Raw genomic sequence first — 15,224 nt, forward strand, 5'->3', positions numbered from 1 at the left:
CATTGAGAAATTCAAAGACTAACATAAGCGCTTTTATAGCAGGTCAGGCATTGGAGGCAGGAGCTGTCGGCAAGTTCGATGGAGCATGAACGGAGCTAATGAACTCCCACAGCCTGTCATGGTCCGGCTGCGCCATACTCTGCAAATGTTATAGAATCTTTCTTTTGCACAAGAAGCATTTGGAAACGGCCTTGATGAGGTCTTTCACACCATGACGGAGTCCGCTGCCAGCACTCGTGAATCAGTGTGTATCCATATGCTTTTACATTCCGGACTGAAGAGAAGCGAAACACGACCATGATGCGCAGCCATTATTGCGGCCAATTGAACGAGAGCCTGGACGGCCAGGAAGTCACTCTGTGTGGATGGGTTCACCGTCGGCGTGACCATGGAGGAGTGATTTTCCTGGATATACGTGATCGTGAAGGCCTGGCTCAGGTAGTGTTCGACCCAGATCGTGCCGAAACTTTTGCTAAGGCAGATCGTGTTCGCAGTGAATATGTGGTTAAGGTGAGCGGTAAGGTCCGGCTGCGTCCTGCTGGAGCTGTGAACCCGAACATGGCCTCCGGTGCGATCGAAGTGCTGGGGTATGATCTTGAAGTGCTTAACCAGGCAGAAACACCGCCGTTCCCGTTAGATGAATACTCCGATGTCGGTGAAGAAACGCGACTGCGTTACCGCTTCATTGATCTGCGTCGTCCGGAAATGGCTGCCAAACTCAAGCTGCGTTCCAATATTACCTCGAGTATTCGTCGTTATCTTGACGAACAAGGCTTCATGGATGTTGAAACGCCAATCCTGACGCGTGCCACGCCTGAAGGTGCGCGTGACTATCTGGTTCCTAGTCGTACTCATCCTGGTAGTTTCTTCGCACTACCGCAGTCGCCCCAGCTTTTTAAGCAGCTGCTCATGGTGGCGGGCTTCGACCGCTATTACCAGATTGCCAAATGCTTCCGCGACGAGGACCTGCGCGCCGATCGTCAGCCAGAGTTTACTCAGATCGACATCGAGACCAGCTTCCTTGATGAGCAGGATATCATGGGGATTACGGAGGGCATGATTCGCTCCCTCTTTAAAGAAGTGCTGGATCTAGAGTTTGGTGATTTTCCGCACATGACTTTCGAAGAAGCCATGCGCCGCTACGGCTCCGACAAGCCGGATCTGCGGAACCCACTAGAGCTGGTAGATGTAGCTGACTTGCTCAAGGATGTGGACTTCAAGGTGTTCGCCGGTCCGGCAAACGACCCCAAGTGCCGTGTGACCGCGCTGCGTGTGCCGGGTGGTGTCAGCATGCCGCGCAAGCAGATTGATGACTACACCAAGTATGTAGGTATCTTTGGTGCGAAAGGGCTGGCTTACATCAAGGTCAATAGTCGTGCTCAAGGTGTGGAAGGTCTGCAGTCGCCAATTGTTAAGAACATTGCTGAGCCAAGCCTCAATGCAATTTTGGATCGTGTTGGCGCGGTAGATGGTGACATCGTGTTCTTTGGTGCAGATAAAGCCAAGGTCGTTAGCGATGCGTTAGGCGCTCTGCGTATTAAGCTAGGTCATGACCTGAAGCTGTTAACGTGTGAATGGGCACCGCTGTGGGTTGTCGACTTCCCGATGTTCGAAGAAAACGATGACGGCAGTTTTTCAGCATTACACCACCCATTCACTTCACCCAAGTGCACACCGGAAGAGCTTGAAGCAAATCCTGGGGCGGCTTTGTCGCGTGCCTATGACATGGTACTCAATGGCACCGAACTAGGTGGCGGCTCGATTCGTATCCATCGTAAAGACATGCAGCAGGCTGTCTTCCGTGTGCTTGGGATCAGCGAGGACGAGCAGCAAGAAAAATTCGGCTTCCTGCTCGATGCCTTGAAATATGGCGCACCACCCCATGGCGGCTTGGCGTTTGGTTTGGACCGTCTGGTCATGCTGATGACCGGTGCGCAGTCCATTCGTGAAGTCATTGCGTTCCCAAAAACGCAGAGCGCTGCGGATGTAATGACCCAGGCGCCAGGTGCTGTAGACGCCAAAGCTTTGCGCGAATTGCATATTCGCCTGCGCGAGCAGCCCAAGGCTGAATAATGAGATCAACCGGGCAGCTCTATAGAGGGCTGCCCTTTAATTTAAAGAGTGTGTGGAGTTCGTTATGGCGGGTCATTCCAAATGGGCCAACATCAAACACCGCAAAGAGCGGCAGGATGCCAAAAAAGGTAAAATTTTCACTAAGCTCATTCGTGAGCTGACTGTCGCGGCTCGTCAGGGTGGAGGTGTACCGGCTGATAATCCGCGTCTGCGTTTGGCTGTTGATAAGGCGCTAACTGCGAATATGACGCGTGACACTATTGATCGGGCTATTGCCCGTGGTGTTGGTGCCAACGAAGGCGATAGCGTTGAAGAGCTGACCTATGAAGGGTACGCGCCGAGCGGTGTAGCCTTGATCGTAGAGGCTATGACCGACAACCGAAACCGTACGGCTGCTGAAGTACGCCATGCTTTCAGCAAGTGCGGTGGTAACCTGGGAACCGACGGCTCCGTTGCCTATATGTTTGAGCGTAAGGGCCAGATCAGCTTTGCTCCTGGCGTGGATGAAGACGCTCTGATGGAGGCAGCACTGGAAGCAGGCGCAGATGACGTTGTCAGCCATGACGACGGCTCCGTTGATGTATTTACTTCGTTCACTGACTTTATTGCTGTAAACGAAGCGCTAACGGCGGCTGGTTTCAAGGCGGAAGAAGCTGAAATTTCAATGATTCCTTCTACCACGACGCCACTGGATGTAGAGACGGCGCAGAAAGTTCTGAAGCTGATCGATATGTTGGAAGATCTGGACGATGTGCAAAACGTCTACTCCAATGCTGAGATTCCTGAAGACGTTATGGCTCAATTGAGCTGAGTGTTCTCTCAGTTGTCTTGTTTACAAGAAATAAATAGTGGTTGGTGGCATGATACGCATTGCGAGACTGTGCTCAGCCACTTTTATGGCCGGCCTGGCCTGGTAAGGACGTTATAGATGACCCTTGTGCTAGGCATTGATCCCGGCTCGCGGATTACAGGTTTCGGTGTGGTGCGGGATGTGGGCAAGGGGTGCGAGTATGTAGCTTCCGGCTGTATCCGTACCGGCAGCGGGCCTTTACCTGAACGGCTACAGATTGTGTATCGCGGTGTACGTGAGGTCATTGGCCTTTACGAGCCGGTCACAATGGGCATTGAGCAGGTCTTCATGGCCCGTAATGCGGATTCCGCTCTCAAATTGGGCCAGGCGCGCGGGGCAGCTATCGTGGCGGGCGCCGAGGCAGGCTTGGAAATCGCTGAGTACACTGCTACTCAGGTCAAGCAAGCGATTGTAGGCTCCGGTGGAGCTGACAAGGAGCAGGTGATGATGATGGTCATGCATCTGCTCAAGCTGACCGAAAAGCCGCAGATCGATGCCTCCGATGCGCTGGCTATTGCCTTATGTCATGCGCATACGCGTCAAAGTCTTACTCCTCATGGTCTTTTAGGTGCTCGCCGACGTAGTGGTCGCTTGCGTCTCTGATAGGTGTTTCGGTGATTGGACGTCTTCGCGGTACGTTGGTTGAAAAGCAGCCACCTCATTTGATGGTGGATGTAAACGGTCTGGGGTACGAGTTGGAAGTTCCCATGACCACGCTTTACCGCTTACCTTCGGTAGGTGAGACGGTGACGCTGCACACACATCTCGTGATCCGAGAGGACGCCCATTTACTCTATGGCTTTGCTGAAAAGCGCGAGCGAGAGCTTTTTCGTGAGCTGATCAGGCTTAATGGCGTTGGACCGAAGCTGGCTTTGGCTTTGATGTCCGGTCTGGAGGTTGATGAGTTGGTGCGCTGTGTGCAGGCTCAGGATACGTCAGTGCTGGTCAAGATTCCGGGGGTTGGCAAGAAAACTGCGGAACGATTATTGGTCGAGCTCAAAGATCGCTTCAAAGCTTGGGAAAGCCTGCCGGCTATTGCTTCGTTGGTAATTGAGCCGGCGAACAGCCAGGTCGTCAATGGCGAAGCCGATGCAGTCAGTGCTCTAGTGTCCCTGGGCTTTAAGCCCCAGGAGGCTAGTCGGTCAGTAGCGGCTGTGGCAGAAAAAGGCTTGAGCAGTGAAGAGCTCATCCGTCGTGCCTTGAAAGGCATGGTGTAATCATGATTGAAACGGATCGAATTATTTCAGCTGCAGGACGTGATCGCGAGGAGCAGCAGGACCGTGCCATTCGTCCGCTCAAGCTGGCGGAGTATATTGGCCAGCCTGTTGTGCGGGAGCAGATGACACTGTTCATCCAGGCTGCAAAGGGGCGAGGGGAGGCCTTGGATCATACTTTGATCTTTGGGCCGCCTGGCCTTGGTAAGACCACCCTGGCGAATATCATTGCCCAGGAAATGGGGGTGGCGATCAAGAGTACTTCAGGTCCGGTGCTTGAGCGTCCGGGTGATCTCGCGGCGCTATTGACCAATCTAGAAGCCGGTGACGTCCTTTTCGTAGACGAGATTCATCGCTTGTCGCCTGTGGTGGAGGAAGTTCTCTATCCAGCCATGGAGGACTACCAGCTCGATATCATGATTGGTGAGGGGCCGGCAGCGCGTTCAATCAAATTGGATCTGCCGCCGTTTACGCTTGTAGGTGCTACTACCCGGGCGGGTATGCTGACCAACCCGTTGCGTGATCGCTTTGGGATTGTGCAGCGTCTGGAGTTTTATAGCATCGATGATCTGGCCAGTATCGTAATTCGCTCGGCTAAGATTCTGAACTTGAGGATTGAGCCCGAAGGTGCATTAGAAATTGCCCGGCGCGCACGAGGTACGCCCCGGATCGCTAATCGGCTTTTGCGTCGAGTACGTGATTTTGCTGAGGTGAAAGCTCAGGGTCACATTACGCGGGAGATCGCTGATAAGGCATTGGATCTGCTGGATGTGGATGCTCGCGGATTTGACCATCTCGACCGTAGGCTGCTGCTGACCTTGATTGATAAATTCGATGGCGGCCCAGTAGGGGTCGATAGCTTGGCGGCAGCCATCAGTGAAGAGCGTCATACCATTGAGGACGTTTTAGAGCCTTACCTGATTCAGCAAGGTTACATTATGCGTACTCCTAGAGGACGCGTAGTAACACGCCATGCCTATCTCCATTTTGGGCTTAACGTTCCTAAGCGAATGGGGCCTGGAACCGTGCCGGATTTATTTGAAGAAGATAATAACTAATCGCAGTTGCAACTATTTCCGATTGGCAAAGGCGAGAGTTGGTTCTAGAGTATGCGCGCGCAATCTGATACATGGCCGTTTTCGCTACGGTGTCGAGTTTATTATGAGGACACCGATGCAGGAGGCGTCGTCTTTTACGTTAATTACCTCAAATTCATGGAGCGGGCGCGTACCGAGAGGTTGCGTACGTTGGGCTTCGTTCAGTCCCGTCTGGCGGAAGAAAACATCCTGTTTGTCGTTCATTCAAGTGAGGCACGCTACTATGCGCCCGCTCGATTGGACGATGAGCTTGAGGTAACGGCCCAAGTGGTTGAGTTGAAGCGGGCAAGCTTGCGTTTTTGTCAGCAGGTCCGGCGACGGCAGGATGATGCCTTGTTATGCGAGGGCTATGTGACGGTTGCGTGTGTTCGTGCAGACAATTTCAGGCCAAGGGCTATCCCTGAGGCTATGCGTACGGCATTCGCCGGCGATTCGGACTTATTTCAAGCAGGAGATTAAGCGTGGAACCAACAGTCGACCATACCTCCATGTGGAGCCTTGTCAGTAATGCCAGCCTCGTAGTTCAGCTGGTCATGCTGATTCTGGTGGCTGCCTCAGTAACCTCATGGATCATGATTATCCAGCGCGCTAATGCTATTCGTGCGGCGAAGCGCGCACTCGAGGGCTTTGAAGAGCGTTTTTGGTCGGGTATCGATCTTTCTAAGTTATATCGCCAGGCGGGTAGCAACCCTGATCCAGACTCTGGGGTCGAGCAGATTTTTCGTGCAGGTTTCAAGGAGTTCTCCCGCTTGCGTCAGCAACCCGGCGTGGATCCTGATGCTGTTATGGAAGGTGTGCAGCGTGCCATGCGTGTAGCTATTTCTCGTGAAGAGGAAAAGCTTGAGCAGAGCTTGCCGTTTTTGGCCACGGTAGGCTCTACCAGTCCTTACGTCGGCCTGTTTGGTACTGTATGGGGCATCATGAACTCTTTCCGCGGCCTGGCTACTGCACAGCAGGCAACGCTGGCTACGGTTGCTCCGGGTATCGCCGAGGCATTGATCGCAACAGCCATCGGTTTGTTCGCAGCTATTCCGGCTGTTATCGCATACAACCGGTTTGCGGCTCGCTCCGAAACACTGATTAGTCGTTACTACACCTTTGCCGATGAGTTCCAGGCCATTTTGCATCGTAAAGTCCATACCAGCGACGAGTGATAGGTACTGCCATGGCTAGGGGAAGACACAAGCGTAAACCGGTTGCAGAAATGAACGTAGTGCCCTACATCGACGTGATGTTGGTACTGCTAGTCATTTTTATGGTGACTGCTCCCATGATTAACCAGGGGGTCAAGGTTGACCTGCCTAGTGCTGACAGCCAGCCGATGCCCCAGGACAATAACAAGCAGATTCTGACTATCTCGATCAAGGCGGACGGCACTTACTATTGGAATACAGGGACAGAAGTTGAGACGGAAAGGCAGCGCGAAAGTGCGAGTGCCGTGACGATTGATCAATTGACCGAACAGGTCACCAAAATCATGAGGGCTCGTCCTGATACGCAGGTATTTATTCGTGGCGATAAGGCAGTCAATTATGGGGTGGTCGCAGCCGCAATGGGCGGGTTGCAAACGGCCGGTGTGCCCAATGTCGGTTTGATTACCGAGGCTCCTTGATGCACGACCGTGAGCGTTCTCCTTCCGAGAGCTATTTCTGGCCTGTAATTTGGGCTGTGGCCCTGCACGTCATTATATTCGCTGCGTTGTTCGTAAGTTGGGCCATGGCGCCTGACTTACCGCAATCAAAGCCGATTGTGCAGGCCACTTTGGTCCAGTTGAAGTCCAAGAGTCCGGCTCAAGTACAGACGGAACAGAAATTGGCTGGTGAGGCCAAGAAAACATCGGCTCGGCAATATGAAGCAGAGCAGATGGAGCAGAGGAAAGCTGAGCAGCAGGCGCAGGCTGCAGCAGCGGCGGCTGCCAGGGCGGCTGAACAAAAAGCTACGGAACAAAAGAAAGCTGAGGATGCTCGAAAAGCCCAGCAATTAGAAGCCGCTCAAAAAGCAGCTGAGGCCAAGGCGGAAGCTGCCAGGGCGGAAGCTACTGCTAAGGCTGAAAAAGCGGCTCAAGAAAAAGCGGCTGCCGAACAGCAGCGTAAATCCGAGCTGGCCAAGCGTCAGGCGGAAGAGGCGGCTCAGAAAAAGGCTGCAGCCGAAGAAGCGAAGAAAAAAGCGGCTGAAGAGGCTAAAGCCAAGGCTGCTGCAGCTGCCGCAGAAGAGGCGAAGAAAAAAGCAGCGGCTGATGCTGCTAAAAAACAGGCGGCTGAAGAAGCTAAGAAAAAGGCCGCTGAGCAAGCTAAGGCTAAGGCGGCCGAAGAGGCGAAGAAAAAAGCTGCGCAAGAGGCTGCCCGTAAAGCAGCCGAAGAGAAAAAGGCTCAGGCCCTGGCTGAACTGCTATCCGACGATACGCAGCGACAACAAGCGATGGCCGATGAGGTAGGGGATGAGGTCGCAGGTGATTTCGATGACCTGATCAGGCAGCGTGCGGCAGAGGGATGGACACGTCCTCCGGGTACAAACAACGGCACTACCGTCATTCTGCAAATAGCTATGTTGCCTGATGGAACGATAACCAGCGTCAGTGTGGCAAAGTCGAGTGGTAACAGGGCTTTTGATAACTCAGCTATGGCAGCTGTGAAAAACATAGGCCGTATTACCGAAATGCAAGGGTTGAGTCCTAAAGATTTCAGTCCTTACCGTTCATTCAAAATGACCTTTAGACCTGAGGATTTAGCGTTGTGATCACTATTCTTCGAGGCTTCCTTATTATGCTCTGTTGTGCCGCAGGACTTGCTGTAGCACAAGAGAAGAATATTTTGGTAACGTCCGGATCTGATCGTGCCATTCCCATTGCCGTGGTGCCTTTCGGCTGGCAAGGTGGACAGCCGCTTCCCGAAGACATGGCGAACATCATTGGCAACGATTTGCGTAATTCCGGCTCGTTTGCACCGTTCGAGCGGCAGAACATGCTTAGTCTGCCCACCCAGGCAAGCGAAGTAATTTACCGGGACTGGCAAGCGCTAGGGGTAAGCTATGTTCTGATTGGCAATATTGTGCCCAATGGTGGCCGTTTGCAGATTCAGTACGCTCTGTTCAATGTGGCAACGCAACAGCAGCTCATGACGGGAAGTGTTGGTGGCAGCATGGATCAGCTGCGTGACATGGCGCATTACATTTCAGATCAATCATTCGAAAAGCTTACGGGTATTAAAGGCGCTTTCTCTACCAAATTGTTGTATGTGACGGCGGAGCGCTTTTCGGAAAATAATACACGTTATACGCTGCAGCGCTCTGACTACGATGGCGCTCGTGCGGTTACCTTGTTGCAGTCTCGCGAGCCTATTTTATCGCCGCGTTTTGCTCCTGACGGAAAACGCATCGCTTACGTTTCCTTTGAACAGCAACGCCCGCGTATTTTCATCCAATATGTAGATACGGGTCGTCGTGAGCAGATCACTAACTTCCCGGGCCTCAACGGTGCACCAGCTTTCTCGCCGGACGGCAATCGCTTGGCATTCGTATTGTCCAAAGATGGCAATCCTGAGGTGTATGTAATGGATCTTGGTTCACGTCAGATCCGACGTGTAACTAACGATTCGGCCATTGATACCGAGCCTTTCTGGGGTAAGGATGGCCAGAGCCTTTACTTCACGTCTGATCGGTCCGGCAAGCCTCAGATCTACCGCACTAGTGTTAACGGTGGTGGAGCGGAGCGTGTCAGTTTCGTAGGCAACTACAATGCTAACCCGAAGTTGTCGGCTGATGAAAAAACCTTGGTCATGGTGCATCGTCAAGAAGGTTTCACCAATTTCCAGATTGGAGCCCAGGACTTACAGCGCGGCAGTGTTCGGGTGCTTTCTAACACTAGTCTGAACGACTCTCCCACTGTTGCGCCCAATGGCACCATGGTAATCTACGCGTCCCGCCAGCAGGACCGAGGCGTATTGATGCTTGTGTCCATTAATGGACGTGTGCGCATTACGTTACCTACCACTCAAGGCGACGTTCGCGAGCCTTCTTGGTCCCCTTACCTGAACTGACGGAAATATAATCTGTTCTATAGAAAACACTTTGCGGTTCTTAGGAGTTAACGATGGAAATGCTGAAATTCGGCAAGTTCGCAGCTCTGGCCTTGGCCATGGCCGTTGCAGTAGGTTGTTCGTCAAAGGGTGGTGATGCTTCGGGTGAGGGTGCTGGTGCTGGTGCTGGTGCTATTGATCCAAACGCTGGTTATGGTGCCAACTCCGGTGCTGTTGATGGCAGCATGGGTAGTGAAGAAGCCGCTCTGCGCGCAATTACTACCTTCTACTTCGAGTACGATAGCTCTGATCTGAAGCCAGAAGCCATGCGTGCACTGGATGTTCATGCTCGTGATCTGAAGAGCAGCGGTCAGCGTATTGTTCTGGAAGGCCATACCGACGAGCGTGGTACTCGCGAATACAACTTGGCTCTAGGTGAGCGTCGTGCCCAGGCCGTTCAGCGTTACCTCGTACTGCAGGGCGTTTCCCCAGCTCAGCTGGAAGTTGTCTCCTATGGTAAAGAGCGTCCTGCTGCTATCGGTCACGATGAGCAGTCCTGGGCTCAGAACCGTCGTGTAGAGCTGAAGAAGTAAGAGGTTATGCCTAAACGCCTGGTTGTTCTGATGTCATTGGCTCTAAGCACTTCCTTTGCTTGGGGGCAGGTTCCAGTTCAAGAGGGAGGCTATGGCGGAAGCGGCTCGGTGAGCTCTCCCGCTTATGGCTCTTCAGGCGCGGCATATGCCGGAGATGGGGGTAGCGCTAGCGCCCCCGTTTCTGCGCAGGGCCAGTTGTTTATGCAGTTGCAGCAGATGCAGGACGCTATTGCTCGTCTGCGCGGCCAGCTTGAAGAACAGCAAAATGAAATCAATCAATTGAAGCAGCAGGGTCTTGAGCGTTATCAAGATCTTGATCGTCGAATCTCGGCCAGTGAAGCGGCCGGAGCAGCTTCTCAGTCTTCTAATGTTCCTATAGGAGATGCAAGTGGTGCAATCCATGCAAACGCTGCTCCTGTATCGCCGGTCTCCCAAAGTTCCAGCGAGCCGGGGGATCCTGCAAAAGAAAAGCTGTATTACGATGCAGCCTTCGACTTGATCAAAGCCAAGGACTTCGCCAAGGCGAGCCAAGCTTTCAATGCTTTTTTGCGTAAATATCCTAACAGTCAATATGCCGGCAATGCGCAATATTGGTTAGGTGAAGTAAACATGGCGACTGGGGACCTCCAGGCGGCTGGTCAAGCATTTGCTCGAGTAAGTCAGGCTTACCCTAATCACCCTAAGGTGCCGGACTCTCTGTACAAGCTGGCTGGTGTCGAGCAGCGCTTAGGAAATCGAGACAGAGCACGTGCAATGTATCAACAGGTCATTGCTCAATATCCTAATAGCTCAGCCGCTCAACTCGCTCAGCGCGATATGAAAAGCCTGCCGTAAGGGCTGGTCTTTTTACAATTCCTATTTCTGCAACGGAGGCGGATGGCCTGTATCGCTGTCACGCCCGTGGCCTTTATGCAACCAAATACTCTACGCATTACCGAGATTTTCTATTCATTGCAGGGAGAAACGCGTACGGCAGGATTGCCTACCGTCTTTGTGCGTCTGACTGGATGCCCCCTGCGTTGCCAATATTGCGATACGGCCTACGCCTTCAGTGGAGGGGAAATCCTTTCCCTTGAAACCATTTTGGAGAAGGTGGCGAGTTATCGCCCTCGTTATGTATGTGTAACAGGTGGCGAGCCATTGGCTCAACCAAACTGCCTTCCTCTCTTGAGTCGCCTGTGTGATGCGGGTTATGAGGTTTCGTTAGAAACCAGTGGCGCACTTGATGTTGAGCCTGTAGATGCACGAGTTGTAAAAGTCATTGATCTTAAAACGCCAGGCTCGGCCGAAGTCTCTCGAAACCTATATAGCAATCTTGAGCATGTAACATCTAACGATCAGGTAAAGTTCGTGATCTGCTCTCGAGAGGACTACGAGTGGGCTGTTTCCAAGCTAATCCAGTATCAGTTGTCTGATCGCGTGGGAGAGGTGCTGTTCTCGCCCAGTCATCAGCAAGTAACGCCACGTCAATTGGCTGAATGGATTGTGGCAGATAATTTGCCAGTACGTTTCCAGCTTCAACTGCACAAGCTTCTCTGGAATGACGAGCCAGGACATTGATATGACTCAGAAAAAAGCGGTAGTTCTGCTTTCCGGTGGGCTGGATTCGGCTACTGTAGTGGCCATGGCACGTGCTGAAGGCTTTGCCTGTTACACAATGAGCTTTGATTATGGTCAGAGACACAGATCAGAACTCGCTGCTGCCCAGCGAGTAGCTCAGCAATTAGGTGTAATTGAGCATAAGGTAATTGGACTCAATCTCAACGGTATTGGTGGTTCAGCCTTAACCGACACATCTATTGATGTTCCAGAGGCGTCTACGGAAGGCATACCAGTCACTTATGTCCCGGCTCGCAATACTGTTTTCCTCTCTTTGGCCTTGGGTTGGGCGGAGGTGCTTGAAGCGCGGCATATATTCATTGGAGTTAATGCGGTTGATTACTCAGGATATCCAGATTGTCGTCCTGAGTTTGTTGAATCATTCGAGCGTACGGCAAATCTGGCAACCAAGGCTGGAGTTGAAGGCGAAGGTTTTCGAATCGTAGCGCCGTTGCAATATCTCTCTAAGGCAGAAATTATCAAGGCAGGGCTTGCCCAAGGTGTGGATTATTCCCTAACGGTTTCTTGTTATCAGGCCGATGAGGCGGGGCGTGCCTGTGGCCGATGCGATAGTTGCCGTCTTAGAGCGGAAGGCTTTCGTTCTGCAGGAGAAAAGGATCCGACCCGTTATCAGTAATTTTTTCTCTAGGGTATTGATTCCACGAGAAAAATCATTATTATAGCGCTCGCTTTCGGGGTCGTTAGCTCAGTCGGTAGAGCAGTTGGCTTTTAACCAATTGGTCGTAGGTTCGAATCCTACACGACCCACCATTTTCTCTCTTGTCCTTTCTCTAGGTTCCGTGCGTTAGCCATTTCGCGTTGAATGGCAATGCAAATTCCCTCTTCGCTTAGCGTTTGGGTGCCGCGAACATGTCGAAAATCTCAGAACGACTCTTAGTTCAGGCTCACTTGGCAGCCAAGCAACCAAAGCCATTGAGTATCGCTCAGGAAAATGAGCTTAGATTGGCTATAAAAGCCGAGCTTAAGGCGCAAGATGCTGTTTTGTTGGCCCATTACTATACGGACCCTGTTATCCAGGCCTTGGCTGAGGAAACGGGTGGCTGTGTAGCTGATTCACTCGAAATGGCTCGCTTTGGTAACCAGCACTCAGCGTCTACAGTTGTTGTGGCAGGGGTGCGTTTCATGGGTGAAACGGCCAAGATCCTTAATCCAGAAAAACGTGTTCTGATGCCTACCTTAGACGCAACCTGTTCGCTCGACATTGGTTGCGCTGCTTCAGAGTTCACAGCTTTCTGTGATCAGCATCCTGAACGGACTGTAGTGGTTTATGCCAACACTTCCGCTGCTGTGAAGGCCCGCGCGGACTGGGTCGTTACATCTGGGTGCGCGCTTGAGATTGTCGAGCACCTAATGGATAACGGAGAGCCCATTTTATGGGCTCCGGATCGTCACTTAGGACGCTATATCCAGAAGCAGACCGGTGCAGATATGCTCTTGTGGGAGGGCTCATGCATCGTGCATGAAGAGTTTAAATCCTCTCAATTGTTCGATCTCAAGGCGCTGTATCCTGAGGCGGCTATTCTTGTACATCCTGAATCGCCAGAGTCGGTTATCGCGTTAGCCGACATGGTGGGTTCGACTAGCCAGATGATCAAGGCGGCCCAGACGTTGCCTAATTCTGCTTTTATTGTGGCGACTGATAAAGGCATCTTTTACAAGATGCAGCAGCTATGCCCTGATAAGGTATTTATCGAGGCTCCTACAGCCGGAAACGGTGCGGCGTGTCGTAGCTGTGCGCACTGCCCTTGGATGGCCATGAACACTCTCGAGCGTACCCTGAGCTGTCTACAGCATGGTACGGACGAGGTATTTGTCGACTCCTCTCTCATCCCTCGGGCAGTAAAGCCACTGAAGCGCATGCTTGATTTCACCCAGGCCGCACGCTTGAAGCACCTGGGTAATGCTTAAGGGCTACTTAAATAGGCGGTGTTCCAAGCCTATTTAAGTAATTGTTCGGCAGCTCTCTTCTGAGAAATAAACTCCTGCTGCCGTGCATCGATACGTGCTGCCAGTTGGAAATTAGTAGCTGCTCTTTGTTTAGCAAAACTCAATTGCTGAATGGCTTGGTCATAATCGCCGGTTAATGCAAAGTATTCCGCCCGCGCCTGATGAACACCAATTAGCTCTCCAGCCTGGCCGCGTGTTTCCGCTACGCGATACCAAACATCTGGGTCCAGCGGTCGGTTATGAGCAATCTTTTCCAGTAAGGCACTAGCCTCTTTAGGCTTGTTTAGTTTGACCAGCAGATCAGCCTGAGCCATGTTGACTGCAAAGTCGTCAGGATAGATTTCAAGCATTTTTAGCGTCCTTTGCTCCGCATCCTGCAAACGATTGTTTGTTATATCTAGTTCAACTTGGGCCAAGTTATAAGCGATATTATGAGGAGAGGCTGTTAGTAGCGGCTTTAGCAGGTCGCGGGCTTCGTTTAATTGACCTAAGCGGGTCAGGCCTAGGGCTAGGCCATAGCGTGCGGCATCTAGCTTAGGGTTTTCATTCAGCATGGCCCGAAAACGTTTTACCGCAATGCCGGGCGTTTCCTCGAACATCAACTGAACTCGAGCGCGCATCAATTGATAGGTCAAGCTGTCGTCAAGTCCTCCTGCCGGATATTGCTCAGCGCGGTTACGCGTATCGGCGATACGGTCCTCTGTCACGGGGTGAGTCAGCAGGAACTCCGGAGGCTTCTGGTCGTAACGGTACTGTTTGGCGAGACGGCTAAACATTTCTGGCATGCCGCGTGGATCGTAGCCAGCCTTGGCTAAGGTTAGAATTCCTATCCGATCCGCTTCTTGTTCATTCTGGCGTGAAAAGCGAAGCTGGCTTTGAATAGCGGCTGCCTGAGTGGATGCGATTGCTGCAATACCTGCGTCACCACCGCCAGCCGCAGCGGCAACGATGCCAGCCAGCATGGCGGCCATAAGCGGTAACTGCATGCGTTGCTGATTTTCTACCCCTCGGGCGAAATGACGCTGGCTTAGGTGTGCCAGTTCATGTGCCAGTACGCCTGCGTACTCATCCTCTTTCTGGGCATATAGAAATAACCCACCGTTTACCCCGATAACACCGCCTGGTGCTGCAAAAGCGTTGATTTGAGGATCTTTGAGAAGAATGAAAACGAGCCTGTGATCTTGTACCTGGCTGTTTTCTGCAAGTTTATAGACGCTGCTTTCCACATACTGTTTAAGCAGGGGGTCGGATAGTGTGCTGACCTGTCCTCTGAGCATGCTCAGCCAGGCCCGGCCCATTTGGAATTCCTGTTCGGGAGAGACAATTCCGGAACTTGCGTCCCCTAAAGAAGGTAAATTGTTTGCTGCAAATGTCGGAGCAGCAAGCAAGCAGGTTAAGCCGAGTAGGGCAGGTCGCAGAAATTTCATGGAAGACTCATGACTGCAAAATCCCTACTTTAGCGGTAGCTAACGCTACTTGCCTAGCGACTGGTTGCTGACAGCGTTATTCTGACCTTTTGCTGGAGTTTTCAATGATAACTGAAACCCAACCTTATGAAGGTATCTGTGATGCTGAACTGGATGCGACAGGGTTAAACTGCCCGCTTCCCTTGTTAAAGGCCAAGATGGAGCTTAATCGTCTTCCTTCGGGAGCTGTTCTGAAGGTGGTAGCAACGGATGCCGGCTCTCAGCGTGACTTCAGAACGTTTGCAAACCTGTCAGGACATGCGCTAATTGGAGAGCAGGCAGACGCTGGAATATTCCGCTATTGGTTGCGTAAGGCATGAAAGAAAAAGGCCATAGATAAGGCCTTTTCGT

Annotated in this window: 17 protein-coding genes and 1 tRNA gene; 17 read left to right on the plus strand and 1 reads right to left on the minus strand. The window is 52.1% G+C overall.

Features of this window, described 5'->3' with window-relative positions:
• The first annotated feature begins 297 nt into the window (after positions 1-297).
• The 16 genes from aspS (at position 298) to nadA (ending at position 13,368) form a co-directional block, all read left to right on the plus strand.
• Entirely contained in the window at positions 298-2,073 is a 1,776-nt protein-coding gene (gene aspS / locus IQ22_RS01495; RefSeq protein ID WP_145136979.1) for an aspartate--tRNA ligase, read from the plus strand.
• Between the two features lie 64 nt (positions 2,074-2,137).
• Complete coding sequence (locus IQ22_RS01500) at positions 2,138-2,884, plus strand: YebC/PmpR family DNA-binding transcriptional regulator (protein ID WP_145136982.1); 747 nt, start codon at positions 2,138-2,140, stop codon at positions 2,882-2,884.
• Positions 2,885-3,001: 117 nt separating this feature from the next.
• Positions 3,002-3,526 (plus strand): crossover junction endodeoxyribonuclease RuvC, encoded by a 525-nt coding sequence (gene ruvC, locus IQ22_RS01505; protein ID WP_145136987.1) that lies wholly within the window; start codon positions 3,002-3,004, stop codon positions 3,524-3,526.
• Positions 3,527-3,537: 11 nt separating this feature from the next.
• On the plus strand, positions 3,538-4,140 hold the full coding sequence (ruvA, locus tag IQ22_RS01510; RefSeq protein WP_145136990.1) for a Holliday junction branch migration protein RuvA: 603 nt from the start codon (positions 3,538-3,540) through the stop codon (positions 4,138-4,140).
• Between the two features lie 2 nt (positions 4,141-4,142).
• Entirely contained in the window at positions 4,143-5,195 is a 1,053-nt protein-coding gene (gene ruvB, locus IQ22_RS01515; protein ID WP_145136993.1) for a Holliday junction branch migration DNA helicase RuvB, read from the plus strand.
• Between the two features lie 51 nt (positions 5,196-5,246).
• Positions 5,247-5,693 (plus strand): tol-pal system-associated acyl-CoA thioesterase, encoded by a 447-nt coding sequence (gene ybgC, locus IQ22_RS01520; protein ID WP_145136996.1) that lies wholly within the window; start codon positions 5,247-5,249, stop codon positions 5,691-5,693.
• A gap of 2 nt (positions 5,694-5,695) precedes the next feature.
• Entirely contained in the window at positions 5,696-6,388 is a 693-nt protein-coding gene (gene tolQ / locus IQ22_RS01525) for a protein TolQ (protein WP_167654141.1), read from the plus strand.
• Between the two features lie 11 nt (positions 6,389-6,399).
• Complete coding sequence (tolR, locus tag IQ22_RS01530; RefSeq protein ID WP_145136999.1) at positions 6,400-6,846, plus strand: protein TolR; 447 nt, start codon at positions 6,400-6,402, stop codon at positions 6,844-6,846.
• The gene (gene tolA / locus IQ22_RS01535; protein WP_145137002.1) at positions 6,846-7,970 is read left to right on the plus strand and encodes a cell envelope integrity protein TolA; all 1,125 of its coding nucleotides are present in this window, start codon (positions 6,846-6,848) and stop codon (positions 7,968-7,970) included. The genes tolR and tolA overlap by 1 nt, the downstream gene beginning before the upstream one ends.
• A 26-nt stretch (positions 7,971-7,996) precedes the next feature.
• Positions 7,997-9,268 carry a Tol-Pal system beta propeller repeat protein TolB gene (gene tolB, locus IQ22_RS01540; RefSeq protein WP_244308884.1) on the plus strand — a complete coding sequence of 424 codons (1,272 nt, stop codon included), beginning with the start codon at positions 7,997-7,999 and terminating at the stop codon, positions 9,266-9,268.
• A 53-nt stretch (positions 9,269-9,321) separates the two neighbouring features.
• On the plus strand, positions 9,322-9,840 hold the full coding sequence (gene pal, locus IQ22_RS01545) for a peptidoglycan-associated lipoprotein Pal (protein WP_145137007.1): 519 nt from the start codon (positions 9,322-9,324) through the stop codon (positions 9,838-9,840).
• Positions 9,841-9,846: 6 nt separating this feature from the next.
• Positions 9,847-10,674 carry a tol-pal system protein YbgF gene (gene ybgF, locus IQ22_RS01550; RefSeq protein WP_145137010.1) on the plus strand — a complete coding sequence of 276 codons (828 nt, stop codon included), beginning with the start codon at positions 9,847-9,849 and terminating at the stop codon, positions 10,672-10,674.
• A 75-nt stretch (positions 10,675-10,749) separates the two neighbouring features.
• On the plus strand, positions 10,750-11,400 hold the full coding sequence (gene queE / locus IQ22_RS01555; protein ID WP_208733587.1) for a 7-carboxy-7-deazaguanine synthase QueE: 651 nt from the start codon (positions 10,750-10,752) through the stop codon (positions 11,398-11,400).
• A gap of 1 nt (position 11,401) precedes the next feature.
• Positions 11,402-12,076: a 7-cyano-7-deazaguanine synthase QueC gene (gene queC / locus IQ22_RS01560; RefSeq protein WP_167654142.1), complete on the plus strand. Its 675-nt coding sequence runs from the start codon at positions 11,402-11,404 to the stop codon at positions 12,074-12,076.
• A 58-nt stretch (positions 12,077-12,134) separates the two neighbouring features.
• Positions 12,135-12,210: transfer RNA gene (locus tag IQ22_RS01565), tRNA-Lys, on the plus strand.
• Between the two features lie 99 nt (positions 12,211-12,309).
• Positions 12,310-13,368 (plus strand): quinolinate synthase NadA, encoded by a 1,059-nt coding sequence (gene nadA, locus IQ22_RS01570; RefSeq protein WP_145137020.1) that lies wholly within the window; start codon positions 12,310-12,312, stop codon positions 13,366-13,368.
• A 29-nt stretch (positions 13,369-13,397) separates the two neighbouring features.
• Here the strand turns inward: nadA and IQ22_RS01575 are convergent, their stop codons facing one another.
• Positions 13,398-14,834, minus strand: a complete 1,437-nt coding sequence (locus IQ22_RS01575; protein WP_145137023.1) for a M48 family metalloprotease — start codon at positions 14,832-14,834, stop codon at positions 13,398-13,400.
• Positions 14,835-14,938: 104 nt separating this feature from the next.
• Here IQ22_RS01575 and IQ22_RS01580 point away from each other — a divergent pair, with 104 nt between their 5' ends.
• Complete coding sequence (locus IQ22_RS01580; RefSeq protein ID WP_145137026.1) at positions 14,939-15,193, plus strand: sulfurtransferase TusA family protein; 255 nt, start codon at positions 14,939-14,941, stop codon at positions 15,191-15,193.
• Positions 15,194-15,224: the final 31 nt, after the last annotated feature.

Source organism: Pseudomonas duriflava, assembly GCF_007830155.1.
Lineage (GTDB): Bacteria > Pseudomonadota > Gammaproteobacteria > Pseudomonadales > Pseudomonadaceae > Chryseomonas > Chryseomonas duriflava.

Coding starts and splice junctions, on each gene's coding strand:
- aspS (WP_145136979.1), top strand. CDS start 298: ATGATGCGCAGCCATTATTGCGGCCAATTGAACGAGAGCCTGGACGGC.
- IQ22_RS01500 (WP_145136982.1), top strand. CDS start 2,138: ATGGCGGGTCATTCCAAATGGGCCAACATCAAACACCGCAAAGAGCGG.
- ruvC (WP_145136987.1), top strand. CDS start 3,002: ATGACCCTTGTGCTAGGCATTGATCCCGGCTCGCGGATTACAGGTTTC.
- ruvB (WP_145136993.1), top strand. CDS start 4,143: ATGATTGAAACGGATCGAATTATTTCAGCTGCAGGACGTGATCGCGAG.
- ybgC (WP_145136996.1), top strand. CDS start 5,247: ATGCGCGCGCAATCTGATACATGGCCGTTTTCGCTACGGTGTCGAGTT.
- tolR (WP_145136999.1), top strand. CDS start 6,400: ATGGCTAGGGGAAGACACAAGCGTAAACCGGTTGCAGAAATGAACGTA.
- tolA (WP_145137002.1), top strand. CDS start 6,846: ATGCACGACCGTGAGCGTTCTCCTTCCGAGAGCTATTTCTGGCCTGTA.
- tolB (WP_244308884.1), top strand. CDS start 7,997: ATGCTCTGTTGTGCCGCAGGACTTGCTGTAGCACAAGAGAAGAATATT.
- pal (WP_145137007.1), top strand. CDS start 9,322: ATGGAAATGCTGAAATTCGGCAAGTTCGCAGCTCTGGCCTTGGCCATG.
- ybgF (WP_145137010.1), top strand. CDS start 9,847: ATGCCTAAACGCCTGGTTGTTCTGATGTCATTGGCTCTAAGCACTTCC.
- queE (WP_208733587.1), top strand. CDS start 10,750: ATGCAACCAAATACTCTACGCATTACCGAGATTTTCTATTCATTGCAG.
- queC (WP_167654142.1), top strand. CDS start 11,402: ATGACTCAGAAAAAAGCGGTAGTTCTGCTTTCCGGTGGGCTGGATTCG.
- nadA (WP_145137020.1), top strand. CDS start 12,310: ATGTCGAAAATCTCAGAACGACTCTTAGTTCAGGCTCACTTGGCAGCC.
- IQ22_RS01575 (WP_145137023.1), bottom strand. CDS start 14,834: ATGAAATTTCTGCGACCTGCCCTACTCGGCTTAACCTGCTTGCTTGCT.
- IQ22_RS01580 (WP_145137026.1), top strand. CDS start 14,939: ATGATAACTGAAACCCAACCTTATGAAGGTATCTGTGATGCTGAACTG.